General features: G+C 70.3%; 22 protein-coding genes. 10 read left to right on the top strand and 12 right to left on the bottom strand.

Translation table 11 applies throughout. The features are described from left to right. Positions 1 to 13 precede the first annotated feature (13 nt). The 4 genes from ACFVQG_RS25970 to ACFVQG_RS25985 all read left to right on the top strand — a co-directional run bounded on the left by ACFVQG_RS25970 (position 14) and on the right by ACFVQG_RS25985 (position 6,473). The gene (locus ACFVQG_RS25970; protein WP_383387831.1) at positions 14 to 1,819 is read left to right on the top strand and encodes an ABC-F family ATP-binding cassette domain-containing protein; all 1,806 of its coding nucleotides are present in this window, start codon (positions 14 to 16) and stop codon (positions 1,817 to 1,819) included. 214 nt (positions 1,820 to 2,033) lie between these two features. Beyond that, complete coding sequence (locus ACFVQG_RS25975; protein ID WP_383387833.1) at positions 2,034 to 3,809, top strand: PQQ-binding-like beta-propeller repeat protein; 1,776 nt, start codon at positions 2,034 to 2,036, stop codon at positions 3,807 to 3,809. 88 nt (positions 3,810 to 3,897) lie between these two features. Beyond that, entirely contained in the window at positions 3,898 to 5,634 is a 1,737-nt protein-coding gene (locus tag ACFVQG_RS25980) for a PQQ-binding-like beta-propeller repeat protein (RefSeq protein ID WP_383387834.1), read from the top strand. A 164-nt stretch (positions 5,635 to 5,798) separates the two neighbouring features. Further along, positions 5,799 to 6,473 carry a LuxR C-terminal-related transcriptional regulator gene (locus tag ACFVQG_RS25985; protein WP_383387836.1) on the top strand — a complete coding sequence of 225 codons (675 nt, stop codon included), beginning with the start codon at positions 5,799 to 5,801 and terminating at the stop codon, positions 6,471 to 6,473. A gap of 106 nt (positions 6,474 to 6,579) precedes the next feature. On the opposite strand, the gene ACFVQG_RS25990 is transcribed toward ACFVQG_RS25985, so the two are convergent. Together ACFVQG_RS25990 and ACFVQG_RS25995 are read right to left on the bottom strand one after the other, a co-directional pair. Further along, complete coding sequence (locus ACFVQG_RS25990; protein WP_383387838.1) at positions 6,580 to 6,903, bottom strand: hypothetical protein; 324 nt, start codon at positions 6,901 to 6,903, stop codon at positions 6,580 to 6,582. 27 nt (positions 6,904 to 6,930) lie between these two features. Next, on the bottom strand, positions 6,931 to 8,622 hold the full coding sequence (locus ACFVQG_RS25995) for a sodium:solute symporter family protein (RefSeq protein WP_383387840.1): 1,692 nt from the start codon (positions 8,620 to 8,622) through the stop codon (positions 6,931 to 6,933). 165 nt (positions 8,623 to 8,787) lie between these two features. Between ACFVQG_RS25995 and galT the strand changes: the two genes are divergently transcribed. From galT to galK, 3 genes are read left to right on the top strand one after another with little or no spacing between them, the layout of a single operon-like run. Next, positions 8,788 to 9,873, top strand: a complete 1,086-nt coding sequence (gene galT, locus ACFVQG_RS26000) for a galactose-1-phosphate uridylyltransferase (protein ID WP_383388112.1) — start codon at positions 8,788 to 8,790, stop codon at positions 9,871 to 9,873. Further along, positions 9,870 to 10,832 (top strand): UDP-glucose 4-epimerase GalE, encoded by a 963-nt coding sequence (galE, locus tag ACFVQG_RS26005; protein WP_383387842.1) that lies wholly within the window; start codon positions 9,870 to 9,872, stop codon positions 10,830 to 10,832. Before galT ends, galE begins: the two co-directional genes overlap by 4 nt. A 23-nt stretch (positions 10,833 to 10,855) precedes the next feature. Further along, positions 10,856 to 12,022, top strand: a complete 1,167-nt coding sequence (gene galK / locus ACFVQG_RS26010; protein ID WP_383387844.1) for a galactokinase — start codon at positions 10,856 to 10,858, stop codon at positions 12,020 to 12,022. A gap of 38 nt (positions 12,023 to 12,060) precedes the next feature. On the opposite strand, the gene ACFVQG_RS26015 is transcribed toward galK, so the two are convergent. Then, positions 12,061 to 12,516: a GNAT family N-acetyltransferase gene (locus ACFVQG_RS26015; RefSeq protein ID WP_383387845.1), complete on the bottom strand. Its 456-nt coding sequence runs from the start codon at positions 12,514 to 12,516 to the stop codon at positions 12,061 to 12,063. Positions 12,517 to 12,814: 298 nt separating this feature from the next. Between ACFVQG_RS26015 and ACFVQG_RS26020 the strand changes: the two genes are divergently transcribed. Beyond that, positions 12,815 to 13,585 (top strand): LuxR C-terminal-related transcriptional regulator, encoded by a 771-nt coding sequence (locus tag ACFVQG_RS26020; protein ID WP_383387847.1) that lies wholly within the window; start codon positions 12,815 to 12,817, stop codon positions 13,583 to 13,585. A gap of 23 nt (positions 13,586 to 13,608) precedes the next feature. Here ACFVQG_RS26020 and tamR read toward each other — a convergent pair whose 3' ends face one another. Next, the gene (gene tamR / locus ACFVQG_RS26025) at positions 13,609 to 14,106 is read right to left on the bottom strand and encodes a MarR family transcriptional regulator TamR (RefSeq protein ID WP_383387849.1); all 498 of its coding nucleotides are present in this window, start codon (positions 14,104 to 14,106) and stop codon (positions 13,609 to 13,611) included. A gap of 73 nt (positions 14,107 to 14,179) precedes the next feature. Here tamR and ACFVQG_RS26030 point away from each other — a divergent pair, with 73 nt between their 5' ends. Further along, positions 14,180 to 14,971 (top strand): trans-aconitate 2-methyltransferase, encoded by a 792-nt coding sequence (locus ACFVQG_RS26030; RefSeq protein ID WP_383387851.1) that lies wholly within the window; start codon positions 14,180 to 14,182, stop codon positions 14,969 to 14,971. Positions 14,972 to 14,975: 4 nt separating this feature from the next. Here the strand turns inward: ACFVQG_RS26030 and ACFVQG_RS26035 are convergent, their stop codons facing one another. Continuing rightward, complete coding sequence (locus tag ACFVQG_RS26035) at positions 14,976 to 15,656, bottom strand: TetR family transcriptional regulator (RefSeq protein WP_383387853.1); 681 nt, start codon at positions 15,654 to 15,656, stop codon at positions 14,976 to 14,978. Beyond that, entirely contained in the window at positions 15,653 to 16,663 is a 1,011-nt protein-coding gene (locus ACFVQG_RS26040; RefSeq protein WP_383387854.1) for an acyl-CoA desaturase, read from the bottom strand. Before ACFVQG_RS26040 ends, ACFVQG_RS26035 begins: the two co-directional genes overlap by 4 nt. A 302-nt stretch (positions 16,664 to 16,965) precedes the next feature. Here ACFVQG_RS26040 and ppc point away from each other — a divergent pair, with 302 nt between their 5' ends. After that, on the top strand, positions 16,966 to 19,698 hold the full coding sequence (gene ppc, locus ACFVQG_RS26045; protein ID WP_383387856.1) for a phosphoenolpyruvate carboxylase: 2,733 nt from the start codon (positions 16,966 to 16,968) through the stop codon (positions 19,696 to 19,698). A gap of 91 nt (positions 19,699 to 19,789) precedes the next feature. Here ppc and ACFVQG_RS26050 read toward each other — a convergent pair whose 3' ends face one another. The 6 genes from ACFVQG_RS26050 to glmU all read right to left on the bottom strand — a co-directional run bounded on the left by ACFVQG_RS26050 (position 19,790) and on the right by glmU (position 25,240). Then, positions 19,790 to 20,479, bottom strand: a complete 690-nt coding sequence (locus tag ACFVQG_RS26050) for an LPXTG cell wall anchor domain-containing protein (RefSeq protein ID WP_383387858.1) — start codon at positions 20,477 to 20,479, stop codon at positions 19,790 to 19,792. A gap of 136 nt (positions 20,480 to 20,615) precedes the next feature. Then, positions 20,616 to 21,107 carry a hypothetical protein gene (locus ACFVQG_RS26055; RefSeq protein WP_383387860.1) on the bottom strand — a complete coding sequence of 164 codons (492 nt, stop codon included), beginning with the start codon at positions 21,105 to 21,107 and terminating at the stop codon, positions 20,616 to 20,618. A 75-nt stretch (positions 21,108 to 21,182) separates the two neighbouring features. Then, on the bottom strand, positions 21,183 to 21,785 hold the full coding sequence (gene pth, locus ACFVQG_RS26060; protein ID WP_383387861.1) for an aminoacyl-tRNA hydrolase: 603 nt from the start codon (positions 21,783 to 21,785) through the stop codon (positions 21,183 to 21,185). A gap of 91 nt (positions 21,786 to 21,876) precedes the next feature. Further along, positions 21,877 to 22,479 carry a 50S ribosomal protein L25/general stress protein Ctc gene (locus tag ACFVQG_RS26065; protein WP_383387863.1) on the bottom strand — a complete coding sequence of 201 codons (603 nt, stop codon included), beginning with the start codon at positions 22,477 to 22,479 and terminating at the stop codon, positions 21,877 to 21,879. Positions 22,480 to 22,676: 197 nt separating this feature from the next. Next, complete coding sequence (locus ACFVQG_RS26070; RefSeq protein ID WP_383387865.1) at positions 22,677 to 23,657, bottom strand: ribose-phosphate diphosphokinase; 981 nt, start codon at positions 23,655 to 23,657, stop codon at positions 22,677 to 22,679. A 134-nt stretch (positions 23,658 to 23,791) separates the two neighbouring features. Continuing rightward, the gene (gene glmU / locus ACFVQG_RS26075; protein WP_383387866.1) at positions 23,792 to 25,240 is read right to left on the bottom strand and encodes a bifunctional UDP-N-acetylglucosamine diphosphorylase/glucosamine-1-phosphate N-acetyltransferase GlmU; all 1,449 of its coding nucleotides are present in this window, start codon (positions 25,238 to 25,240) and stop codon (positions 23,792 to 23,794) included. Positions 25,241 to 25,306: the final 66 nt, after the last annotated feature.

The following is a 25,306-nucleotide window of genomic DNA, read 5'->3' on the forward strand; positions in this document are numbered from 1 at the left end:
CAGCAGGAGTGAAATGGCCGTCAACCTCGTCAATGTCGAGAACGTCAGCAAGGTGTACGGCACCCGTGCCCTGCTCGACGGGATCTCCCTCGGCGTCTCGGAGGGGGACCGGATCGGCGTCGTCGGGCGCAACGGCGACGGCAAGACCACCCTCATCCGGATGCTCGCCAAGCTGGAGGACGCGGACACCGGCCGGGTCACCCACTCCGGCGGGCTGCGCATGGGCGTCCTCACCCAGCACGACTCCCTCGACCCCACGGCGACGGTCCGGCACGAGGTCATCCGGGACCTCGCCGACCACGAGTGGGCCGGGAACGCCAAGATCAGGGACGTACTGACCGGGCTGTTCGGCGGGCTCGACCTGCCCGGGTTCCCGCAGGGCCTGGACACCGTCATCGGGCCGCTCTCCGGTGGTGAGCGGCGGCGGATCGCGCTGGCCAAGCTGCTCATCGACGAGCAGGACCTGATCGTCCTCGACGAGCCCACCAACCACCTCGACGTCGAGGGCATCGCCTGGCTCGCCCGCCATCTGCGCGAGCGCCGCTCGGCGCTGGTGTGCGTCACCCACGACCGGTGGTTCCTGGACCAGGTGTGCACGCGCATGTGGGATGTACAGCGCGGTGACGTCTTCGAGTACGAGGGCGGCTACTCCGACTACGTCTTCGCCCGCGCCGAGCGCGAGCGCATCGCCGCCACCGAGGAGGTCAAGCGGCAGAACCTGGTCCGCAAGGAGCTGGCCTGGCTGCGGCGCGGCGCGCCCGCGCGGACGTCGAAGCCGCGGTTCCGGGTGGAGGCGGCCAACGAGCTGATCAAGGACGTACCGCCGCCCCGGGACACCTCCGAGCTGATGAAGTTCGCCTCCTCCCGGCTCGGCAAGAGCGTCTTCGACCTCGAGGACGTCACCGTCCAGGCCGGGCCCAAGGTGCTGCTGAAGCATGTGACCTGGCAGCTCGGCCCCGGTGACCGGATCGGTCTCGTCGGCGTCAACGGCGCGGGCAAGACCTCGCTGCTGCGGGCCATGGCGGACGCGGCGTTCAGCGAGGGCGAGGAGCAGCCCGCCGCGGGGCGGGTGAAGGTCGGCAAGACCGTCAGGCTCGCCTACCTGTCCCAGGAGGTCGCCGAGCTGAACCCGGCCTGGCGGGTGCTGGAGGCCGTCCAGGCGGTGCGCGAGCGCGTCGACCTCGGCAAGGGGCGCGAGATGACCGCGGGCCAGCTGTGCGAGACGTTCGGCTTCGGCAAGGAGAAGCAGTGGACGCCGGTCGGGGACCTGTCCGGCGGTGAGCGGCGGCGGCTGCAGCTGCTGCGGCTGCTGATGGACGAGCCCAACGTCCTCTTCCTCGACGAGCCCACCAACGACCTCGACATCGAGACCCTCACCCAGCTCGAGGACGTCCTCGACGGCTGGCCCGGCTCGATGATCGTCATCTCCCACGACCGGTTCTTCGTCGAGCGGACCACCGACCGGGTGTTCGCCCTGCTCGGTGACGGCGCCCTGCGGATGCTGCCGCGCGGCATCGACGAGTACCTGGAGCGGCGGCAGCGCATGGAGGAGGCCGCGGCGGCCTCGTCACCGGTCGCCGCCGTCAAGCCCACCACCGAGAGGAGCGCCGCCGACCAGCGCGCCGCGAAGAAGGAACTCCAGCGCGTCGAGCGGCAGTTGGACAAGGTGTCCGAGCGGGAGAGCAGGCTGCACACCGCCATCGCCGAGAGCGCGACCGACTTCGCCAAGGTGGCCGAACTCGACGCCGAGCTGCGCAAGCTGGCCGGTGAGCGGGAGGAGCTGGAGCTGCGCTGGCTCGAACTCGCCGAGGACGCGTAGGCGCTCGACGCCGTTGCGGTGCAGGGCGCGCGCGTCGCGTGAAGGGGGCGTGAAGGCGCGTAACGAGGGCATCACGGGCCGGTCCTCCCTTGGGAACAGGGGCGGACGCGGCCCGTCGCGCTGTCGGTGCCGGGTGATAGAAAGGGCCGTCTGAGAACTGGCCGAAGCTGGCCAGAACTGGCTAGAAATCAGTGAGGAACGGGGGAAGCCGCTGATGACGCAGCCGCCCAACCAGCCGCCACAGCAGGGTGGTTTCGGAGCGCCGCAGGACCCGACGCCGCCGGGCACACCGCCCGGCGCGCCCCAGGGAGGTGGCTTCGGGGCTCCGCAGACGCCCTCGACGCCGCCGCCCCCGGCCGGTCCGCCGCAGCCGGGCTACGGCTATCCGCAGCAGCCCGCACCGCCCGGGCCGTACGGACAGCCGGGGCCGTACAACACCCCGGGCCCGTACCAGACGCCCGGCCCGTACGGGCAGCCGCAGCAGCCCGGATACGGCTATCCGCAGCCGCAGTTCCCGGGCGCGCCCGGCACCCCGCCGCCCGGCGGCGGCTCGCGCAACCCCTTCAAGGGCAAGCCCGCCGTCGTCATCGGCGCCGCGGTGGCCGTGCTGCTGGTCGCCGGGGCCACCGTGTTCGCGGTGTCCGGCGGTGACGACGACGGCAAGGGCAAGAAGAAGCCGGTCGCCCAGCAGACCGACGACGCCAAGCCCACCGACAGCGGTGCCCCGGTCAACCCCGGCGACGGCAGCGGCGACGGCGGCGAGGACCCCGAGAACCTCAACGAGGGCCGCCAGGCCGGTGAGGCGAAGGTGCTCTGGTACAAGGAGGCGCCCGACGCGCCCGGTTCCGGTGCCGACGCCGAGGGCATGTGGATCACCGGCAAGACCGCGGTGAAGGCGGCGTACAAGCAGCTGTTCGCCTACAACGTCGGCGACGGCAACCCCACCTGGGACCCGATCACCTTCGACCAGAAGATCTGCGCGACCACCGCGGAGAAGACGGCCGACGACAAGATCGTCGTCGCCTACATGAACGGCGCCAGCGACCGCGCCAAGTGCAACCAGCTCCAGGAGATCGACCTCGCCACCGGCGAGAAGGGCTGGAGCGGTGAGGTCGCCGACGGCGGGCTGTTCGACAGCGCGCTCAGCATCGAGCTGTCCATCACCGGCAACACCCTGATGGTCGGCCGCTCCCAGTCCGGCACCGGGTACGACGTGACGACCGGCAAGAAGCTGTTCGACAAGGAGAAGTACGGCGACGCCTGCTTCCCCACCGCGTTCGCGGGCGGCGCGCGGCTGGTCTCCGTGGCGTCCTGCGGCGCGGGCACCGCGGGCGAGCACGACGAGGTGCAGGAGCTGGACCCGGCCACCGGCAAGGCCAAGTGGACCCAGAAGTTCGACAAGGGGTGGCGGGTCGCCCGTACGTACTCCGTCGACCCGCTGGTGGTCTACAGCACCAACGAGGACAAGAAGCAGTGGAACATCTCCGTCCTCGGCGCGGGCGGTGCCTTCGGGGCGCAGGTCGAGGTCGACGAGGACTTCGCGCCCGAGTGCGGCTGGGCCATCCTCCAGCGTGACCTCACCGGCTGCGAGGGTGTCGCCGTCGACGACGACACCCTGTACCTGCCGACCGAGTCCTCCGCCAGCGCCAACGAGATCGTCGCCATCAGCCTCTCCAACGGCAAGGAGAAGTGGCGGGTGAAGTCGCCGACGGACAGCGCGATGCAGCCGCTGAAGGTGGAGGGCGGCAAGCTCGTCGCCTACGTCCAGGCGACGTACGACGGGGGCGGGCAGGTCGTGTCCATCCCGACGACCAGCGGCAGCCACGAGCCCGTCAAGCTGCTCCAGAACCCGCAGGGCGCGTCCGAGGTCGAGCGCGGCTTCTTCTCCCGGGACATCGACTGGGTCGACGGCCGCTTCTACATCTCCACCACGCGGCTGTCCGGGAACGACGACTCCAAGGAGAAGCTGATGCTTGCCTACGGCAAGTAGCCCTCCCGGCCGTTCCGTTCCGTTCCCCGCGTCCCCTTCCTTCCCGCCGTTCTGTCTGTCTCACGAGCTTCACGAGGTAACCCACGTCATGACCCAGCCGCCGCCTCCGCCGCCCAACCAGCCCCCGCAGGGGGGTGGCTTCGGTGCGCCCACCCCGCCCCCGCCCGGTGGGCAGCCGGGGTACGGGTATCCGCAGACCCCTCCGGTTCCGCCGCAGGGACCGCCCACGCCCCAGCCCGGGTACGGGTACCCGGGCCAGCAGCCCAACCCCAACCCCTACACCGTTCCGCAAGGTGGGTACGGGTACGGCCACCCGGGTGCCACCGTGCCGATGCAGACCCAGCCCGGGCCGCCGTCCGGCGGTGGCGGCGGCAAGATCAACGCGCAGGTGGCCATCATCGTCTCCGCGGTGGTGGCGATCGCGCTGATCGTCGGCGGCGGTGTGTGGTACGCCAGTTCGTCCGACGACGGCGGCAAGGACGACACCGCCAGCACCAGTGGCGGTGGTGACGGTGGCGGCGGCGACGGCGGTGACGCGAAGGGCGGGACGTCGTCCAAGGGCTCGGAGAAGGTGCCGTCCGACCCGGCCTCCAAGGTGCTCTTCCAGGTGCCCGCGCCCAAGGTCGCCAAGGACGACAGCGTCGTCACGGAGGGCTCCTGGCTGACCGACGACGTGTACGCCAAGAGCGGGATCGCCGAGATCGTCGGCTACGACCCCGACAAGGGCACCAAGAAGTGGACGATCCCGCTGTCCGGGCCGGTGTGCCAGGCCAGCCGGTTCAAGACCGAGGACAATCTGACCGCCGTCATCTTCCAGCCCGAGATGCCGGACAAGAACTCCTCCGCCGGGTGCAGCCAGGTCGCGGCGATCAACCTCGACACCGGCAAGAAGCTGTGGGAGGAGACCGCCAAGACCGGCGACCAGTCCATCCGCTTCGACAACGTCACCGTCAGCGCGAACACCGTGGCCGTCGGCAGCACGAGTGGCGGCGCCGCCTTCGACATCAAGACCGGCAAGTCCCTGTGGGCGCCGAAGGCCGCGGACACCTGCTACGACGCCGGGTACGGCGGTGGCGCGAAGCTGGTCGCGGTGCGCAAGTGCGGGTCGTACGACCAGCGGCAACTGCACATCCAGACCATCGACCCGCAGTCCGGGAAGGTGATCTCCGAGTACAAGATGACCGAGGGCATCGAGTACGCGAGCGTCGTCTCGACGGACCCGCTGGTCGTGGCCGCGGACGTCGGTGACTCGGCCGGGGACGGCAGCGGCATCTCGGACTTCTTCTCCATCGACAACAAGACCGGCGAGCTGCGCACCCGGATCTCCGCGCCGGGCGACACCTACGCCGCGGAGTGCGACGGCATCTCCCGGATCGAGGACTGCTCGGGGATCGCGGTCGGCAGCGACCGGCTGTACGTGCCGACCGAGGAGCACGACGGCAGCGGGGAGTCGTACAGCCAGACCAACGAGATCGTCGCCTTCGACCTCGCGACCGGGAAGCAGACCGGGCAGCGGGCGGACGCGGGCGACGGGTACACGATCACTCCGCTGCGGATGGACGGGCCGAACGTGCTCGCGTACAAGCGTCCGCCGTACGACAAGGGCGGGCAGATCGTCAGCATCGACGGTGCGTCGTTCAAGGAGACGAAGCTGCTGGAGAACCCGGCGACGGAGTCCGTGCGGGACGTGGAGAGCAGCATGCTGCCGGAGTACGCGGAGTTCGTGTACGCGCAGGGGCGGCTGTACATGTCCGATGTGTACGCGAGTGAGTCCAGTTCGGGCGATCAGGAGTACCTGGTGATCGCTTTCGGCGTGGGGGCGTGAAAGGTTCCCCGGTAGGGGCAGCGCAACGCCGAGTGAGCGTGTAGCTTCCGGGAGCATGTCGGAGAGCTGACGTCGTGGGGCCGGCTGGCGTCAGGGGGGTCTTTCCGTGTGGGCCTCCGGGCATCCATAGTGGGCGTCCGTTGGGGGGACTGGGGGGTTGCTCGATGGGAGTGCGGCTCATGGTGGTCGACGACCACCGTCTGCTTGCCGAGGCGTTGGCCTCCGCGCTGAAGCTGCGGGGGCACCGGGTGCTGGCCGCGGCGGCGCCCGCCGCGGGTGCGGCGGAGCTGGTGATCGCGCGGGCGCCGGAGGTGTGCCTGCTGGGGACGGCCGTTCCCGCGGAGCCCGGGGTGTTCGACCCGGTGCTGAAGATCAAGCGGGAGCGGCCGCAGGTGGCGGTGCTGGTGCTCGGGCCGGTGCCGAGCCCTCGGGGGATCGCGGCGGCCTTCGCGGCCGGGGCGTCGGGGTACGTGCGGCACGATGAGCGCATAGAGGGCGTGGAGCGGGCCATCATGAAGGCGCGGGCGGGGGAGGCGGCGGTGGCGCCCGCGCTGCTGCAAGGGGCGTTCAGCGAGCTGCTGAACCCGGCCGAGCAGCCGGACGACGAGGGCCAGCGGCTCCTGCAGATGCTGACCCCCCGTGAGGTGGAGGTCCTCGTCCGGGTCGCCGAGGGCGAGGACACCCGCCTCATCGCCGCGGGCATGGGCATCGCCCCCTCCACGGCCCGCACCCACGTCCAACGCGTCCTCATGAAACTGGGCGTCGGCTCCCGCCTGGAGGCGGCGGCGTTGGCGGCCCGAACGGGCCTTCTGGACCGGGCCTCCCGCCCGGACGCGTGAGCGTCCCGCCCGGGCGGGTGACCTGGGGGAGGGTGGGCGCAGCGGCGCCCCGTCAGCGCCGGGTCGCGCTACCCGCCCCCGCGCGCGCACCCGTACCGTGCACCGGTCAGGGGTGGTCAGAAGGCTCCGTATCCGAAACCGGCGGGGGTGGCGGAGCCGTGGGGCGTAGTTTCAGCCAGGTCAGGAAGAACAGGCCCAGCAGGAGCATCGCCAGGCCGGTCCAGAGGTTGATGTTGACGCCCTCCGCCTTGTCGATGTCCGCGTCGGACGCGGTGAATCCGGCGATCGTGACGATGACGCCGTAGAGGACGAACAGGATGCCGATGATGCGCCGGATGTCGAAGAGGCGTGCCGCCGTCGCGGACCTGGTCTCCAGTTCGGAGACCTCGCGCTGGACGTCACGCTCGGAGTACTCGTGGTGTTCGGACATGGTCGGTCACACTCCCGATCGGAGACGTCAGAAGGAGAACGGGATGTAGCAGGCCGCCGCCAGCACGATCGCCCCCCACCCGAGCAGCGCGGGCTTGCGGTACCACGCGTCGTCGCCCGCGGCGGGCGGTTCGTCCATGCCGGGGGAGCGGGTGCCGTAGACCAGCCCTTGCAGGTCCTCCGCGGGCTTGGGCGCGGTGAAGAGGCTGACCGCGAACATGACCACCGCACCGGCGACGAAGCCCGCGATCGCCGAGACGAAGTTGGCGCCCTGGTCGCTGGGGATGTCGATGATGTCCTGCTTGTAGATGACGAAGTAGTTGATCATCGCGGCCGTGGTGCCCGCCAGCAGGCCCCAGAAGCCCGACTTCATCGACGCCCGCCGCCAGAACATGCCGATGATGAAGACCACGAACATCGGCACGTTGAAGAAGGAGAACAGCGTCTGGAGGTAGCTCATGATGTTGGAGAAGGAGGACGCCAGGAACGCCGTGCCGATGGAGGCGAGGACGCCGACCGCGGTGATGAGGCGGCCGAACCGGACGTAGTAGGTGTCCTCGCGGCCACGGACCACGTACTTCGCCCAGATGTCGTTCGTGAAGACCGTGTTGAAGGACGACACGTTGGCCGCCATGCCCGCCATGAAGGCGGCGAGGAGACCGGTGACCGCGATGCCCAGGACACCGTTGGGGAGCAGCTCCCGCATGAGGTAGGGGATCGCGTCGTTGTACTGGTAGCCCGACTCGGGCGTGCCGAACCGGGGGACCAGGGCCGCGGCCACCAGGCCCGGGATCATCACCAGGAAGACGATGAAGATCTTGGGGAACGCCGCGATCAGCGGGGTGCGCTGGGCCGCCGAGAGGTTCTTCGCGGAGAGGGCTCGCTGGACCTCCGCGAAGTTCGTCGTCCAGTAGCCGAAGGAGAGCACGAAGCCCAGCCCCAGCACGATCGTCAGCCAGTTCGCGCCCAGCGGGTTCGCCTCGCCGATGCCCGTGCCGCCCCACGCCGTCATGAAGTCGTCGCCGTGGCTCTGGCCGAGGGTGTCGGACAGACCGTCCCAGCCGCCCGCCTTCTTCAGGCCCAGGACGGTGATCGGGATCAGCGCGGCGAGGATGACGAAGAACTGGAGGACCTCGTTGTAGATCGCCGAGGAGAGGCCGCCCAGGGTGATGTAGGCGAGGACGAAGAAGCCCGCCACGACGATGGAGACCCACTCCGGCCAGCCGAGCAGGGCCTCGACGACGATCGCCAGCGCGTAGAGGTTGACGCCCGCGATGAGGATCGCCGCGAAGGCGAACAGGATCGAGCTGAGCAGGTGCGCTCCCCGGTCGAAGCGCAGGAGCAGGAACTCGGGGACCGAGCGGACCTTGGAGCCGTAGTAGAACGGCATCATCACCAGGCCCAGGAAGACCATGGCCGGGACCGCGCCGATCCAGTACCAGTGGGTGGTGTAGACGCCGTACTGCGCGCTGTTGGCGGCCATGCCGAGGATCTCGGTGGCGCCCAGGTTGGCGGCGATGAACGCGAGGCCGGTGACCCAGGCCGGGAGCGAGCGGCCCGAGAGGAAGAAGTCCAGGCTGGTCTTGACGGAGCGGCGGGCCGCGAATCCGATGCCGAGGACCGCGACGAAGTAGATGCCGAGGATCAGGTAGTCGAGCCAGTTCGTGGGGAGCCGTAGCTCGGCGGCGAGGTAGGTGGGCATGTATGTGGGGGTTTGCATATGTACTCGCTTCGTTGTGCGAACCGATACAGCGCGGAACCTACGCCTCCGCGTTCAGTAATTGAACACTTCTGTTGATGCTCTTTGTTTGATTGTGATGTTGACGGGTGTGGTGAGTTGTGTTTCGATGTGTTTGGTTATGTTTGAAGAGTGGCGGGAGCACTGGTGAAGAAGACCTCGTCCCGGCTGGCCGACGGTCGTGAGCTGATCTACTACGACCTGCGCGACGACGTCGTGCGCGCGGCGGTCGACCGGCGTCCGCTGGAACCGACCGTCACCACCTCCGAGATCCGGCCCGACGCGCTGCTGGGCGACGCCGTCGCCATCGCCTCGCACCGGCAGGGGCGCACCTACCACCCGCCCGCCGACGAGTGCCCGCTGTGCCCGTCGCAGGGTGAGCGGCTGAGTGAGATCCCCGACTCGTCGTACGACGTGGTCGTCTTCGAGAATCGCTTCCCCTCGCTGGCCGGGGACTCGGGGCGGTGTGAGGTCGTCTGCTTCACCTCCGACCACGACGCCGCCTTCGCCGATCTGAGCGACGAGCAGGCGCGGCTGGTGCTGGACGCGTGGACCGATCGCACGGCTGAGTTGTCCCATCTGCCTTCCGTGGAGCAGGTGTTCTGTTTTGAGAACCGTGGGGCGGAGATCGGCGTCACGCTCCAGCACCCGCACGGGCAGATCTACGCGTACCCCTTCACCACGCCGCGCACCGCGTTGATGCTGCGTCAGGTCGCCGCCCACAAGGAGGCCACCGGCGGCGAGAACCTCTTCGACGCCGTCCTGGAGCGGGAACTCGCCGGGGAGCGGGTCGTCCTGCAGGGTGAACACTGGGTCGCCTTCGTGCCGTACGCCGCGCACTGGCCGTACGAGGTGCATCTGTACCCGCGCCGCCGGGTGCCCGACCTGCTGGGGCTCGACGAGGCGGCGCGCACAGAGTTTCCCCAGGTCTATCTGGAACTGTTGAGGCGCTTCGACCGGATCTTCGACGGGCGGGAGGGAGGGGAGGGCACCGAGGGTGAGCCTCCGACGCCGTACATCGCCGCCTGGCACCAGGCGCCGTTCGGCCAGCTGGAGCAGTTCGACGGCGTCAACCGTGACGACTTCGCGCTGCACCTGGAGCTTTTCACCATCCGCCGAACCTCCGGCAAGCTGAAGTTCCTCGCGGGCTCCGAGTCCGGCATGAACGTGTTCATCAACGACGTGCCGCCGGAGCGCGCGGCCGAGCGACTGCGAGAGGTAGCGAGTTCATGAGCGGGAAGTACCTGGTGACCGGCGGGGCGGGGTACGTGGGCAGTGTGGTCGCCCAGCATCTGCTGGAGGCCGGGCACGAGGTCGTCGTGCTCGACGACCTGTCCACCGGGTTCCGCGAAGGGGTCCCGGCGGGGGCCTCGTTCGTCGAGGGTGACATCCGCGATGCCGCCAAATGGCTGGATTCCTCGTACGACGGGGTGCTGCACTTCGCCGCCTCGTCCCAGGTCGGCGAGTCCGTCGCCAAGCCCGAGAAGTACTGGGACAACAACGTCGGCGGCACCATGGCCCTGCTGGGCGCCATGCGGGAGGCGGGCGTGCGACGGCTCGTCTTCTCCTCCACGGCCGCCACCTACGGCGAGCCCGAGCAGGTCCCCATCGTCGAGACGGCCGCCACCCGGCCGACCAATCCCTACGGCGCCTCCAAGCTCGCCGTCGACCATATGATCAGCGGTGAAGCGGTGGCTCATGGGCTGGGGGCGGTCTCGCTGCGCTACTTCAACGTGGCCGGTGCGTACGGGGAGTTCGGCGAGCGGCACGACCCCGAGTCCCATCTGATCCCGCTGGTGCTCCAGGTCGCGCAGGGGCGGCGGGAGTCCATCTCCGTGTACGGCGACGACTACCCGACGCCGGACGGCACGTGTGTCCGTGACTACATCCATGTCGCCGACCTGGCCGAGGCCCATCTGCTGGCGCTGGCGGCGGCGGCTCCCGGTGAGCACCTGATCTGCAACCTCGGCAACGGCAGCGGCTTCTCCGTGCGCGAGGTCGTCGAGACGGTCCGGCGGGTGACGGGGCAGCCGATCCCGGAGGTCGTGGCCCCCCGGCGCGGCGGTGACCCCGCCGTCCTGGTCGCCGCCGCCGACACCGCGCGGGCACGGCTCGGCTGGAACCCGACCCGTACGGATCTCGCGGGCATCGTCGCCGACGCATGGGCCTTCGCGCAGCGGCGCGGCAAGTAGCAGGCAGGCAAGGAGAGGTTGGGATGAGCGTCGATACGGCGGCGGCCGAGGTCGCTGAGCGGTTCACACAGCTGTACGGGAGCGCGCCGGACGGGGTGTGGGCCGCGCCCGGCCGCGTCAACCTCATCGGCGAGCACACCGACTACAACGACGGCTTCGTGATGCCGTTCGCCCTCCCGCACACGGCGGTCGCGGCGGTGGCCCGGCGCACGGACGGCGTCCTGCGGCTGCACTCGGCGGACGTCGAGGGCGGCGTCGTCGAGCTGCACGTGGACGCCCTGGTGCCGGAGGCGGACCGGGAGTGGACCGCGTACCCGTCGGGTGTGGTGTGGGCGCTGCGGGCGGCCGGACACGCCGTGACCGGCGCCGACATCCATCTGGCCTCCACCGTCCCGGCGGGCGCGGGGCTGTCGTCGTCGGCGGCCCTCGAGGTCGTGGTCGCGCTCGCGCTGAACGACCTCCACGGGCTCGGGCTGCGGGGCTGGCAACTGGCGCGGCTGTGCCAGCGCGCGGAGAACGTCTACGTGGGCGCGCCCGTCGGCATCATGGACCAGACGGCGTCCGCCTGCTGCGCGGCGGGCCACGCGCTGTTCCTGGACACCCGCGACCTGGCCCAGCAGCAGATCCCCTTCGACCTGGCGGCGGAGGGCATGCGGCTGCTCGTCGTCGACACCCGCGTCAAGCACTCCCACAGCGAGGGCGAGTACGGCAAGCGCCGCGCGGGCTGCGAGAAGGGCGCGGCGCTGCTGGGCGTCGACGCCCTGCGGGACGTCCCCTACGACGGGTTGGACGCGGCGCTGGAACGGCTGGGCGACGAGGAGGAGGTCCGCCGTCTGGTGCGCCACGTGGTGACCGAGGACGAGCGCGTCGAGCGGGTCGTGTCGCTCCTGGAGGCGGGCGAGACCCGCGCCATCGGGCCCGTCCTGGTCGAGGGGCACGCCTCCCTGCGCGACGACTTCCGGATCTCCTGCCCGGAGCTGGACCTCGTCGTCGACACCGCCCTGGCCGCGGGCGCGCTCGGCGCCCGGATGACCGGCGGCGGCTTCGGCGGCTCGGCCATCGTGCTGGCGGAGGCGGCCGACGTCGACGCGATCACCAAGGCGGTCGGGGAGGCCTTCGCGCAGGCCGGGTTCATCGCGCCACGGGTGTTCGAGGCGGTGCCCGCGCAGGGCGCGCGGCGGGTCCGGTAGGGGCTCGACCGGGTCCTCGGCCCTGGGGGCCGATACACCTAGGCCAGCCGCTTCGTCAGGGTGTACTCCGTGATGCCCGGCGGATAGTCGTCGATCACGCAGACGATGTCGTAGCCGAGCCTGGTGTAGAAGCCGGGGGCCTGGAAGTCCCAGGTCTCCAGGCGGGACGCCCGGCAGCCGCGTTCCGTGGCGGCGAGGTGTTCCGCCTCCGCGAGGAGGCGGGAGCCGAGGCCGCCGCCGCGGTGGGCGGCGTCGACCCAGAGGTGGGTGACGTGCAGCCAGGTCGCCCAGGTGTAGCCGACGAGGCCGCCCGCGAGGGCGTCCTGGCCGTCCATGGCCCAGATGTGCAGCGGGGTGTCGTGTTCACCGGGGGTGCCGCGCAGGGACTGCAGGATCGGGGACGCCAGGGTGTTGGTGTCCCGCAGACGGGTGCGGAGCAGATCGCGTCGAGCCTTGTCGACTTCTGTCTCTAGACGAAACATGCGGCACACCATAAACGCGCTGGGCAGCCAGTTCTGCGAATTTCCTTCCCCTGGGGGCCCCCGCCCGTACTCTGATGGACAGCACCGGTGGGGGCCGGTGCTGTCCAGGGGGCGAGACAAGTCGGGTACGACACCCGAAGTGGGGGTAGCAGTCTCTGCACGGCGGCGGCCGTGTGGCTGCGGCGACCCATTCCGGGGGGAAGCGATCCCAAGGAAACCCGGGAGCTTCGGGTGTCGTGCCCGCACCGGTCGTCGGCTCCCGACGATGGGGTGATCCCCTGCTCGTGTAGAGCTTGGGGAAGGGGGTTTCGTGGTTCGCATCCGAGTGCTGGTCGTCGACGATCACCGCATCTTCGCGGAGTCGCTCGCCGCGGCGTTGGCCGCCGAGCCCGATGTCGACGTGTCCGCGGCCGGGAGCGGTCCCGCCGCGCTGCGCAGTCTGGAGCGGGCGGCTGCCGAAGGCCGCCGGTTCGATGTGCTGCTCGTCGACGCCGATCTGGGCGGCACGGCGCCGGGCGTCCGGCCCGCTGCCGTGCCCATGCGGGAGAACGGTGAGGAAGGGCTCGTCGACGGGCTGTCGCTGGTCGCCGGGGTGCGGTCCGCGCAGCCCGCGGTGCGGATCGTCGTACTCGCCGAGCGGGACGACGCGCGCCGGGCCGCGCTCGCGTTGCAGGCCGGGGCGTCCGGCTGGGTGGCGAAGGACTGCTCGCTGTCCCGGCTGCTGACGGTGATACGGGGCGTGCTGCGCGACGAGACGCATCTGCCGCCCGCGCTGCTCACGGGCGTGCTGCGGGAGCTGACCGCCGCCCGCAAGCACCGCACCGAGAGCGAACGGCTCGTGGAGTCGCTGACGCCGCGGGAGCGGGAGGTGCTGCGCTGCATGGTCGCGGGGCTGGGGCGGAAGGCGGTCGCGGAGCGGCTGTACCTGTCCCCGCACACCGTACGGACGCATATGCAGAACGTCCTCGGGAAGCTGGGGGTGCACTCCACGCTCGCGGCGGTGGCGTTGGCGCGGCGGGCGGGGGTGGGGCCGGTGGACCTGACCGGGGACGTGGTGGAACGGGGCGGGCAGTTGGCCTAGGGGCGGGTGCGCGCCGCGTGGGCCTAACCCGGGATGTTGTCGAACGGGGCGGTCAGCTGGCGCAGCAGGGCGGCCAGTTCGCCGCGCTGGGCGTGGGAGAGTTCGGCGAGGATGGCGCGCTCCTGGTCCAGGAGGCCCGCCAGGGCCTGGTCCGCGCGGTCGCGGCCCTCGGGGGTGAGGCGGACCAGGACGCCGCGCCGGTCGCTGGGGTCGGGCAGGCGTTCGACCAGGCCCTTCTTGGCCAGGCGGTCGATGCGGTTGGTCATCGTGCCGGAGGTGACCAGGGTCTGGGTGAGCAGTTGTCCGGGGGAGAGCTGGTACGGCGTCCCCGCGCGCCTGAGCGCGGTCAGTACGTCGAACTCCCAGGGCTCCAGGCTGTGCTCGGCGAACGCCAGACGGCGGGCGCGGTCCAGGTGCCGGGCCAGTCTGCTCACCCGGCTGAGTACCTCGAGCGGTTCCACGTCGAGGTCAGGGCGCTCCCGGCGCCATGCTGCGACCAGCCGATCGACCTCGTCCTCCATGGCGATCAGTGTAGTGGTTGTGTCGACGTGAAGTCTCTTGACGTCAAGACATCTTGATGGCCAGGCTGGTCGCATGACGAACGCTGCCCCCGGCTGGGACCCGGCCCAGTACCTGCGCCACGCCGACCACCGCGCCCGCCCGTTCCTGGACCTGCTGGCCCGCGTGCCCGGCGACCCCGTGCGCATCGCCGACCTGGGGTGCGGCCCCGGCAACGTCACGGCCCTGCTCGCCGACCGCTGGCCCACCGCCCGGATCACCGGCTACGACAACTCCCCCGAAATGCTCGCGAAGGCGCGGGCCGACCACCCCAGGCTGGCCTTCGAGGCGGCCGACGCCCGCACCTGGGCGCCCGCGCCCGGCTCCCACGACCTGATCATCAGCAACGCCACCCTCCAGTGGGTGCCGGGCCACGCCGACCGCTTCCCCGACTGGATCGCCGCGCTCGCCCCCGGCGGCACCCTCGCCTTCCAGGTCCCCGGCAACTTCGACGCCCCCAGCCACCGCCTGATGCGCGACCTCGCCGAGTCCCCCCGCTGGCGCGACCGCCTCGCCGCGACCCTCCGCCACGACGACGCCGTCCTCACCCCCGAGGCCTACCTCTCCCGCCTCACGTCCCTCGGCTGCACCGTGGACGCCTGGGAGACGACGTACATCCATCTGCTGACCGGCCAGGACCCCGTCCTGGACTGGGTGAAGGGAACAGGCCTCCGCCCCGTCCTGACGGCCCTCAGGGACGACCCGCAGGCCCGGGACGCGTTCCTGGGCGAGTACCGGGCAGCGTTGCGCGAGGCGTATCCGAGCGGGCCGTACGGCACGCCGTTCCCGTTCCGACGGGTGTTCGCGGTGGCCCGCGCCACTGGGTGAGACATCAGCTCTTGCGTCGCCCTATCAGGTGAGGCTTCGCCTCCAGCCCATCCAGCCCATGCCACGCCAGGTTCACCAGGTGCGCCGCCACCTCCGCCTTCTTCGGGCGGCGGACCTCCAGCCACCACTGGCCGGTGAGGGCGACCATGCCGACCAGGGCCTGGGCGTAGAGGGGGGCCAGCTTGGGGTCGAAGCCGCGGCTCTTGAACTCACGGCCGAGGATGTCCTCCACCTGGGTGGCGATGTCGGAGATCAGGGAGGCGAAGGAACCGGTGGACTGCGGGATGGGGGAGTCACGGACCAGGATGCGGAAGCCGTCCGTGTACTCCTCGATGTAGTCCAGGAGGGCGAAGGCCGCCTGTTCGCACAGCTCGCGGGGGTGACCGGCGGTGAGTGAGCTGGTGACCATGTCCAGCAGGCGGCGCATCTCGCGGTCGACCACCACCGCGTACAACCCCTCCTTGCCGCCGAAGTGCTCGTACACCACCGGCTTGGAGACCCCGGCCTTCGCCGCGATCTCCTCCACCGAGGTGCCCTCGAAGCCCTTCGCGGCGAAGAGGGTGCGACCGATCTCCAGCAGCTGCTGGCGGCGCTCGGCACCGGTCATCCGGGTGCGCCGAGCGCGCCGCGGCTTGTCACTGCTGCTGGAGGTACTGCTGGAGTCGGTCGCCACGGCGTCAATCATGCCGCCTTGGCGGTCTCCTTCCCGCGCGGGGAGCGGTCTTCCTCGGTGATGCGGCGGGAATCGATACGCGAGCGTGACGGCCAGCGCACGTCATACGCCCAGCCGAGCTTCTCGAACCAGCGGATCAGCCGGGCCGAGGAGTCCAGCTGGCCGCGCTCCACACCGTGGCGCGCGGACGTCGGGTCGGCGTGGTGCAGGTTGTGCCAGGACTCACCGCAGGACAGCACCGCCAGCCACCACACGTTGCCCGAGCGGTCCCGGGACTTGAACGGCCGCTTGCCGACCGCGTGACAGATCGAGTTGATCGACCAGGTGACGTGGTGGAGCAGGGCCACGCGTACCAGCGAGCCCCAGAAGAAGCCGGTGAGCGCGCCCCACCAGGACATCGTCACCAGACCGCCGATCAGCGCGGGCAGGGCGAGCGAGATCAGGGTCCACAGCACGAACTGGCGGGAGATCGCCCGCAGGGCCGGGTCCTTGACCAGGTCCGGCGCGTACTTCTCCTGCGGCGTCTGCTCCTCGTCGAACATCCATGCGATGTGGGCCCACCACAGGCCCTTCATCAGCGCCGGGACCGTCTCGCCGTACCGCCACGGCGAGTGCGGGTCGCCCTCCGCGTCGGAGAACTTGTGGTGCTTGCGGTGATCCGCGACCCAGCGGACCAAGGGGCCCTCGACCGCCATCGAACCCGCGATCGCCAGCGCGATCTTCAGGGGCCGCTTGGCCTTGAAGGAGCCGTGAGTGAAGTGACGGTGGAAGCCGATGGTGATGCCGTGGCATCCGAGGAAGTAGAAGAAGACCAGCAGACCCAGGTCCAGCCAGCTCACCCCCCATCCCCACGCCAGCGGCACGGCCGCGACCAGCGCGAGGAACGGCACGGTGATGAACAGCAGCAGCGCCAGCTGCTCGACTGAACGCTTCTGCTCGCCGCCCAGCGTGGCCGAGGAGACCAGGGTGTCGTCGGCGGTCTTCGGGTCGTCTTCAATCACATCGGAGCTTGAGGTCATAAGGGGCGTCCCCTGTGTGGGATCGAGGGTTGAGGCAGGTGCCGGGCGGCGGAACCACGCGGTCTCCCTACGGTTCCGTAACCTACGGCGTCGTAAGTATGGCAGTGCGTCGCCCGGCGGCAAGAGCCCGTGAGCCTGCGCGTCCGCGCCGACACCTATCCTGGTGTCGGTCGGACAGCGCGGTCCGCTCTGTTTACTTCCCGGATGTCCGGCCCGTATGCGGCACCCGCCGTGCGACGGTCATCCGGGTTCCCTCCCAGCCGAGCTTCAGACGAGCTTCAACACTGCAAGGAGCCGCACCTGTGAGCAGTGCCGACGACCAGACCACGACGACGAGCAGCGAGCTGCGCGCCGACATCCGCCGACTGGGTGACCTCCTGGGAGAGACCCTCGTCCGGCAGGAGGGCCCGGAGCTGCTGGAACTCGTCGAGAAGGTACGCCGCCTCACCCGAGAGGACGGCGAGGCCGCCGCCGAACTGCTGCGCGGCACCGAACTCCAGACCGCGGCCAAGCTGGTCCGCGCCTTCTCCACCTACTTCCACCTCGCCAACGTCACCGAGCAGGTGCACCGCGGCCGCGAACTGCGCGAGCGGCGCGCCGCCGAGGGCGGCCTGCTCTCCCGCACCGCCGACCGGCTCAAGGACGCCGACCCCGAGCACCTGCGCGAGACCGTCCAGCACCTCAACGTCCGCCCGGTGTTCACCGCGCACCCCACCGAGGCCGCGCGCCGCTCCGTGCTGAACAAGCTCCGGCGTGTCGCCGCCCTGCTCGACACCCCGGTCCTGGACTCCGACCGCCGCCGCCACGACACCCGGCTGGCCGAGAACATCGACCTCATCTGGCAGACCGACGAACTGCGCGTCGTGCGCCCCGAGCCCGCCGACGAGGCCCGCAACGCCATCTACTACCTCGACGAGCTGCACGCGGGCGCGGTCGGCGACGTCCTGGAGGACCTCACCGCCGAACTGGAGCGCGTCGGCGTCAAGCTCCCCGACGACACCCGCCCCCTCACCTTCGGCACCTGGATCGGCGGCGACCGCGACGGCAACCCCAACGTGACCCCCCAGGTCACCTGGGACGTCCTCATCCTCCAGCACGAGCACGGCATCAACGACGCCCTGGAGATGATCGACGAGCTGCGCGGCTTCCTGTCCAACTCCATCCGCTACACCGGCGCCACCGAGGAACTGCTGGAGTCCCTCCAGGCCGATCTCGAACGCCTCCCCGAGATCAGCCCCCGCTACAAGCGCCTCAACGCCGAGGAGCCCTACCGGCTCAAGTCCACCTGCGTCCGCCAGAAGCTCGCCAACACCAAGACCCGGCTCGCCCAGGGCACCCCCCACGAGCCCGGCCGCGACTACCTCGGCACCGGCGAACTCCTGCACGACCTGCGGATCATCCAGACCTCGCTCAGAGAGCACCGCGGCTCCCTCTTCGCCGACGGCCGCCTCGCCCGCACCATCCGCACCCTGGCCGCCTTCGGCCTCCAGCTCGCCACCATGGACGTACGCGAACACGCGGACGCCCACCACCACGCCCTCGGCCAGCTGTTCGACCGGCTCGGCGAGGAGTCCTGGCGGTACGCCGACATGCCCCGCGAGTACCGCACCAAGCTGCTCGCCAAGGAGCTGCGCTCGCGCAGGCCGCTCGCCCCGACCCCGGCGCCCGTGGACGCGGCCGGGGAGAAGACCCTCGGCGTCTTCCAGACCGTGAGGAAGGCCCTGGAGGTCTTCGGACCCGAGGTCATCGAGTCGTACATCATCTCCATGTGCCAGGGCGCCGACGACGTCTTCGCCGCCGCCGTGCTCGCCCGCGAGGCGGGCCTGATCGACCTGCACGCGGGCTGGGCGAAGATCGGCATCGTGCCGCTGCTCGAGACCACCGACGAGCTGAAGGCCGCCGACACCATCCTGGAGGACATGCTCTCCGACCCGTCCTACCGGCGCCTCGTCGCGCTCCGGGGGGACGTCCAGGAGGTCATGCTCGGCTACTCCGACTCCTCCAAGTTCGGCGGCATCACCACCAGCCAGTGGGAGATCCACCGCGCCCAGCGCCGCCTGCGCGACGTCGCCCACCGCTACGGCGTCCGGCTGCGCCTCTTCCACGGCCGCGGCGGCACCGTCGGCCGCGGTGGCGGCCCCACCCACGACGCCATCCTCGCCCAGCCCTGGGGCACCCTGGAGGGCGAGATCAAGGTCACCGAGCAGGGCGAGGTCATCTCCGACAAGTACCTCATCCCCTCGCTGGCCAGGGAGAACCTGGAACTGACCATCGCGGCCACCCTCCAGGCCTCCGCCCTGCACACCGCCCCCCGCCAGTCCGACGAGGCCCTCGCCCGCTGGGACGCCGCGATGGACGTCGTCTCCGACGCCGCCCACGCCGCCTACCGACGGCTGGTCGAGGACCCCGACCTGCCGACGTACTTCCTCGCGTCGACGCCGGTGGACCAGCTCGCCGACCTGCACCTGGGCTCGCGGCCCTCCCGGCGCCCCGGCTCCGGCGTCTCCCTCGACGGACTGCGCGCCATCCCCTGGGTGTTCGGCTGGACCCAGTCCCGGCAGATCGTCCCCGGCTGGTTCGGCGTCGGATCCGGACTGAAGGCGCTGCGCGAGGCCGGGCTCGACACCGTGCTCGACGAGATGTACGAACAGTGGCACTTCTTCCGCAACTTCATCTCCAACGTCGAGATGACCCTCGCCAAGACGGACCTGCGGATCGCCCAGCACTACGTCGACACCCTCGTCCCCGACGAGCTGAAGCACGTCTTCGACACCATCCGCACCGAGCACGAACTGACCGTCCGTGAGGTGCTGCGCGTCACCGGCGAGGACGAACTGCTCGACGCACAGCCCGTGCTGAAGCAGACCTTCACCATCCGCGACGCCTATCTGGACCCGATCTCCTACCTCCAGGTCGCCCTGCTCAAGCGCCAGCGCGACGCCGTCGCCTCCGGCGCCGAGGCCGACCCGCTGCTCGCCCGTGCCCTGCTGCTCACCGTGAACGGCGTGGCGGCGGGCCTGCGCAACACCGGCTGAACCGCCCGGCCGGAGAGACACCGGTGCCCCCGTGCGCGTACGAGCACGGGGGCACCGCCCTGTCCAGGGCCACCGGGTTCACCCGAAGGGATTAACCCTGCTGGGCCTTCCGGCGGCGGAACAGCAGGAAACCGCCCGCCGCGACCAGCGCCGCGGCGACACCCGAGAGCAGGCCGACCGGAGCACCGGCGCCCGTCTCGGCGAGGCCACCGCCACCGCCCTGCGCCGACGGCGACGACGACGCGGAGGCACCCGGGGCGACCTCCCCGCCGGACTCACCGGCGGACGGCGTCGGAGAGGCCGTCGTACCGGCGCTCTGGGAAGCGGAGGGCGACGTGGACGCGGACGGCGTCGGGGAACCGCCCTCCTCGTCCTCGCAGTCGGTCCAGAACACCTTGTGCTTGGCCGAGCCGTGCTCGCCCTCGAAGTTCCAGAACAGCTTGTAGTGACCGTCGGGCAGCGACAGGTCCTCGGTACGGCCGTGGCCCTCGTCGTCGAGGGTGATGGCACCGGTCTTCACCGTCTCGCCCTTGACGTCGGCGGTCGGGGCCCAGGCCTCGATGCGCCAGTCCACCTCCTGGGCGCCGTCGAAACCGAAGGCGTCCAGGTAGAAGGTGCACACGCGCGGCTCGTTCCGGCGCTGCTCCTCGCCGGTGGCCGCATCGTGGATCTTCACGGTGCCGTTGTCGCCGGGCGGGGTGGCGACGGCTGCGGGGGCCGCGAGCAGAACGGCCGAGGACGCGGCGGCGACGAATACGCCGACGCGGGAGAGGGTACGCATGAGTCAACCCATCTTCTGTTACCTATGGGGAAGATGTGAGGGGGGCAGCTCAGCTTCCTGCACCGCGCGGGCGCAGGTCAATTACGAACGCAGAACGCTCAGATGATCCACAGCTGTGGAAGTCGGACAGCGGCTCTCAGACCGCCACAAACGCCGCGGTGAGCAACGCGGCCCCCGCCCCGGCCATCAGCCACGCCAGCCGCGTACGCCCCAGCCCGCCCGCCACCACCACCGACGCCAGCAGCAGCGCACCGCCGAACGGCACCCACGCGTAGAGCACCCCGGCCGGACCCGACCGCACCGCCTCAGCGCTGCCGGGCTTCAGCACGACCGTGTACGTACGCCCCTCCTCCACCGCCACCGACCGCTCGACGACCACCCGGTCGTGGTCCGAGACGGAGACGCCCCCACCCGGCTCGAACGGGCCGCCGCACCACTCGTCCTCGCACCGCGTCAGCTGCACCGTGCCGGTCTCCCGGCCCTTGGTGAGCATCACGTACTGCGCGGTACCCCAGGACGCCCAGACGCCCGCGATCAGGATCAGCGCCGCGACGACCCCCATCGCCGCGAGCCGTCCGAACCACAGTGCGCCGGCCGCGCCCCGGCTCGACATGACGGCGGTAGGCATGGCCGTGATCCTTGGCCATGCCTGCGCGAACAGTCAACTTGAGCGGGGTGCGGCACGGGACAACAGACGGACAAGTCAGGAGTTGTACGTACCCTGCGCCCGCTCCAGGCCATCGATCACCAGACACTCCACCGCGTCCGCCGCCCGGTCCACGAAGTAGTCCAGCTCCTTGCGCTCCGCCGCGGCGAAATCCTTCAGCACGAAGTCCGCCACCGGCATCCGCCCCGGCGGACGCCCGATCCCGAACCGCACCCGGTGGTAGTCCGCACCCATCGCCTTGGTGATCGACTTCAGACCGTTGTGCCCGTTGTCCCCACCACCCAGCTTCAGCCGCAGCGTCCCGTAGTCGATGTCCAACTCGTCATGCACGGCCACCACATGCGCCACCGGCACCTTGTAGAAGTCCCGCAGGGCGTTCACCGGGCCACCCGACAGATTCATGTACGACATCGGCTTCGCCAGCACCACCCGCCGGTTCCCCGGCCCCGGCGGACCGATCCGGCCCTCCACGACCTGCGCCTGCGCCCGGCCCGCCCGCTTGAACCGGCCCCCGACCCGCTCCGCCAGCAGATCCGCCACCATGAACCCCACGTTGTGCCGGTTCATGGCGTACTCCGGCCCGGGATTGCCCAGCCCCACGATCAGCCAGGGGGCACTGGCATCGGTCGTCACGTCCACGTCTCCTCGATATACGGATACACGCCAGCCGCTGGCCCCCACAGGAACACCCGCGGGGGAACAGCGGCTGACGGAACGGCGAAGGTGAGGATCAGGCCTCGGCGGCCGCCTCGCCCTCGCCCTCGGCCTCGGCACCCTCCGGCGCCTCCTCGGCCTGCGCGGCCAGCACCTGGAGGACCACCGCGTCCTCGTCGACGGCCAGCGTGACACCGTTCGGCAGGGTGATGTCCTTGGCCAGGATCGAGGCACCGGCCGCCAGACCCTCGACCGACACCGTGACCTGCTCCGGGATGTGGGTGGCCTCGGCCTCCACCGGCAGCGCGTTCAGCACGTGCTCCAGCAGGTTGCCGCCCGCGGCCAGCTCACCCTCGGCGACGACCGGGATCTCGACGTTGACCTTCTCGCCCCGCTGCACCAGCTGGAGGTCGACGTGGACCAGGAAACCCTTCAGCGCGTCACGCTGCACGGCCTTCGGGATCGCCAGCTCGTTCGACTTGCCGTCGATGTCCAGCGCGATCAGCACGTTCGGCGTACGCAGCGCCAGCAGCAGCTCATGACCCGGCAGGGTCAGGTGCAGCGGGTCGGAACCGTGACCGTAGAGAACACCGGGAACCTTGTCGGCACGACGGATACGACGGGCGGCACCCTTACCGAACTCGGTACGAGTCTCGGCGGACAGCTTCACCTCAGACATGATCACTCCTCGTAGAAAGCTAGGAACGGACGCGGTCACCCGGCCACGAACGGCCTGCTACGAAGAGCGCGTCGATAACGGACCGCCGTACATCCGTGCCACACACGGACCACGGCCTCCCTCGCCGAGCAACTCCAGCAGGATACTCGGCGAGGGAGGCCGCGAAAAATCGATCAAGCAGAACGCGCGTACTCGGCCTACTGCTCGTCGAACAGGCTCGTCACCGAACCGTCCTCGAACACCTCACGCACCGCCCGCGCGATCGTCGGCGCGATCGACAGCACCTTGATCTTGTCCAGGTCGTTCGCCAGCTCACCCGGCGTCGGCAGCGTGTTCGTGAACACGAACTCGCTCACCCGCGAGTTCTTCAGCCGGTCCGCGGCCGGACCCGACAGCACACCGTGCGTCGCCGTCACGATCACGTCCTCCGCGCCATGCGCGAACAGCGCGTCCGCCGCGGCACAGATCGTGCCACCGGTGTCGATCATGTCGTCCACCAGGACGCAGATACGGCCCTCCACATCACCCACGACCTCGTGCACGGTGACCTGGTTCGCCACGTCCTTGTCCCGCCGCTTGTGCACGATCGCCAGCGGCGCGCCCAGCCGGTCGCACCACCGGTCGGCCACCCGCACCCGGCCCGCGTCCGGCGACACCACGGTCAGCTTCGCCCGGTCCACCTTCGCGCCCACGTAGTCCGCCAGCAGTGGCAGCGCGAACAGATGATCCACGGGACCGTCGAAGAAGCCCTGGATCTGATCGGTGTGCAGATCCACGGCGAGAATCCGGTCCGCGCCCGACGTCTTCATCAGATCGGCGATCAGACGGGCCGAAATCGGTTCACGGCCACGGTGCTTCTTGTCCTGCCGCGCGTAACCGTAGAAGGGCACGATGACCGTGATGGAACGGGCCGACGCACGCTTCAGCGCGTCGATCATGATCAACTGCTCCATGATCCACTGGTTGATCGGAGCCGTGTGGCTCTGGATCACGAAGCAGTCGGCACCACGGGCAGACTCCTGATACCGCACATAGATCTCGCCGTTGGCGAAGTCGAAGGCCTTCGTCGGGACGACCCCGACACCCAGCTGGTGGGCGATTTCCTCGGCAAGCACGGGGTGGGCGCGGCCGGAGAAGAACATCATCTTCTTCTCGCCGGTCGTCTTGATCCCGGTCACAGCACTGTCTCCTCAGAGGTGTCGCAGCTGGGTGTCGACACGGCGTACCGGCGGCGGGCCGGAGGCCGTCTCAGCTGGTGGGGTGCGGTTGTGCACTTATCACGGTACGCCGTCCCAGACGCACCTGTTTCCGGTCAGCCTTCGCGATCCGCCTCCCGGGAAGCGGCCTCGGCCGCCTTCGCCGCCGCGCTCCCCGGACGCTTACGAGCCACCCAACCCTCGATATTCCGCTGCTGACCGCGGGCCACGGCCAGCGAACCGGGCGGTACGTCACGCGTGATCACGGACCCGGCGGCGGTGTACGCGCCGTCCTCGACCGTGACAGGAGCCACAAACATGTTGTCGGCCCCGGTACGGCAGTGCGACCCCACGGTGGTGTGATGCTTCTCCTGCCCGTCGTAGTTCACGAACACGCTCGCGGCACCGATGTTGGTGTAGTCCCCGATGGTCGCGTCCCCCACGTACGACAGATGCGGAACCTTCGTCCCCTCCCCGATGGAGGTGTTCTTGATCTCGACATACGTCCCGACCTTCGACTTCACCCCCAGCCGCGCCCCCGGCCGCAGATAGGCGTACGGCCCCACCTTCGCCTGCGGACCGACGTCCGCCCCGTCGGAGACGGTGTTGTCGACGCGGGCCCCCGCGCCCACCCGGGTGTCCTTGAGCCGACTGTTGGGCCCGACCTCGGCACCCTCGGCGAGATGGGTGTCCCCGAGGAGCTGCGTCCCCGGATGCACCGTCACGTCCCGCTCGAAGGAGACGGTGACATCGACGAAGGTCGTCGCCGGGTCGATGACGGTGACACCGCCGAGCATGGCGGCCGTCAGGAGCCGGTCGTTGAGGATGCGCCGCGCCTCGGCGAGCTGCACCCGGTTGTTGATCCCCGCGATCTCCCGGTGATCGGCGGCGACGCACGCCCCGACCCGGTGCCCGGCCTCCCGCAGGATGCCGAGCACATCGGTCAGGTACTCCTCCCCCTGACTGTTGTCCGTACGCACCTTCCCCAGCGCGTCCGCCAACAGCCGCCCGTCGAAGGCGAACACCCCCGAGTTGATCTCCCGGACCGACCGCTGGGCGTCCGTGGCGTCCTTGTGCTCGACGATCGCCGTGACGGCACCGGTGGCCTCGTCCCGCACGATCCGCCCGTACCCGGTGGCGTCCGGCACCTCGGCGGTGAGCACGGTGACGGCGTTCCCGTCGGTGCCGTGGGTGGCGGCGAGGTGGGCGAGCGTCTCCCCGGTGAGCAGCGGCGTGTCCCCGCACACGACGACCACGGTCCCGTCGACCGCACCCCCCAACTCCTCCAGGGCCATCCGTACGGCGTGCCCGGTGCCGTTCTGCTCCGCCTGCACGGCGGTGCGCACGCCGGGGGCGGCCTCGGCGAGATGCGCGGTCACCTGCTCCCGCGCGTGCCCGACCACGACGACCAGGTTCTCCGGCTCCAGCTCACCGGCGGCGGCCAGCACATGGCCCACGAGAGAACGGCCACAGATCTCATGCAGGACCTTCGGTGTGGCCGACTTCATACGGGTGCCCTCACCCGCTGCGAGAACGACGACGGCTGCCGGGCGAATGGCGCTCACGGGATGCCCTTCGGCTTTTGGGATGGGGTGGGGTGGACATCCGCAGGATACCGGGGCGTTTTTGGG

Origin of the sequence: Streptomyces sp. NPDC057877 (genome assembly GCF_042796855.1) — a bacterium.
Classification (GTDB): domain Bacteria; phylum Actinomycetota; class Actinomycetes; order Streptomycetales; family Streptomycetaceae; genus Streptomyces.

Excerpts from the sequence above, each read along its gene's own strand:
- ACFVQG_RS25970 (WP_383387831.1), top strand. The coding sequence starts at position 14 with ATGGCCGTCAACCTCGTCAATGTCGAGAACGTCAGCAAGGTGTACGGC.
- ACFVQG_RS25975 (WP_383387833.1), top strand. The coding sequence starts at position 2,034 with ATGACGCAGCCGCCCAACCAGCCGCCACAGCAGGGTGGTTTCGGAGCG.
- ACFVQG_RS25980 (WP_383387834.1), top strand. The coding sequence starts at position 3,898 with ATGACCCAGCCGCCGCCTCCGCCGCCCAACCAGCCCCCGCAGGGGGGT.
- ACFVQG_RS25985 (WP_383387836.1), top strand. The coding sequence starts at position 5,799 with ATGGGAGTGCGGCTCATGGTGGTCGACGACCACCGTCTGCTTGCCGAG.
- ACFVQG_RS25990 (WP_383387838.1), bottom strand. The coding sequence starts at position 6,903 with ATGTCCGAACACCACGAGTACTCCGAGCGTGACGTCCAGCGCGAGGTC.
- ACFVQG_RS25995 (WP_383387840.1), bottom strand. The coding sequence starts at position 8,622 with ATGCAAACCCCCACATACATGCCCACCTACCTCGCCGCCGAGCTACGG.
- galE (WP_383387842.1), top strand. The coding sequence starts at position 9,870 with ATGAGCGGGAAGTACCTGGTGACCGGCGGGGCGGGGTACGTGGGCAGT.
- galK (WP_383387844.1), top strand. The coding sequence starts at position 10,856 with ATGAGCGTCGATACGGCGGCGGCCGAGGTCGCTGAGCGGTTCACACAG.
- ACFVQG_RS26015 (WP_383387845.1), bottom strand. The coding sequence starts at position 12,516 with ATGGTGTGCCGCATGTTTCGTCTAGAGACAGAAGTCGACAAGGCTCGA.
- tamR (WP_383387849.1), bottom strand. The coding sequence starts at position 14,106 with ATGGAGGACGAGGTCGATCGGCTGGTCGCAGCATGGCGCCGGGAGCGC.
- ACFVQG_RS26030 (WP_383387851.1), top strand. The coding sequence starts at position 14,180 with ATGACGAACGCTGCCCCCGGCTGGGACCCGGCCCAGTACCTGCGCCAC.
- ACFVQG_RS26035 (WP_383387853.1), bottom strand. The coding sequence starts at position 15,656 with ATGATTGACGCCGTGGCGACCGACTCCAGCAGTACCTCCAGCAGCAGT.
- ACFVQG_RS26040 (WP_383387854.1), bottom strand. The coding sequence starts at position 16,663 with ATGACCTCAAGCTCCGATGTGATTGAAGACGACCCGAAGACCGCCGAC.
- ACFVQG_RS26050 (WP_383387858.1), bottom strand. The coding sequence starts at position 20,479 with ATGCGTACCCTCTCCCGCGTCGGCGTATTCGTCGCCGCCGCGTCCTCG.
- ACFVQG_RS26055 (WP_383387860.1), bottom strand. The coding sequence starts at position 21,107 with ATGCCTACCGCCGTCATGTCGAGCCGGGGCGCGGCCGGCGCACTGTGG.
- ACFVQG_RS26065 (WP_383387863.1), bottom strand. The coding sequence starts at position 22,479 with ATGTCTGAGGTGAAGCTGTCCGCCGAGACTCGTACCGAGTTCGGTAAG.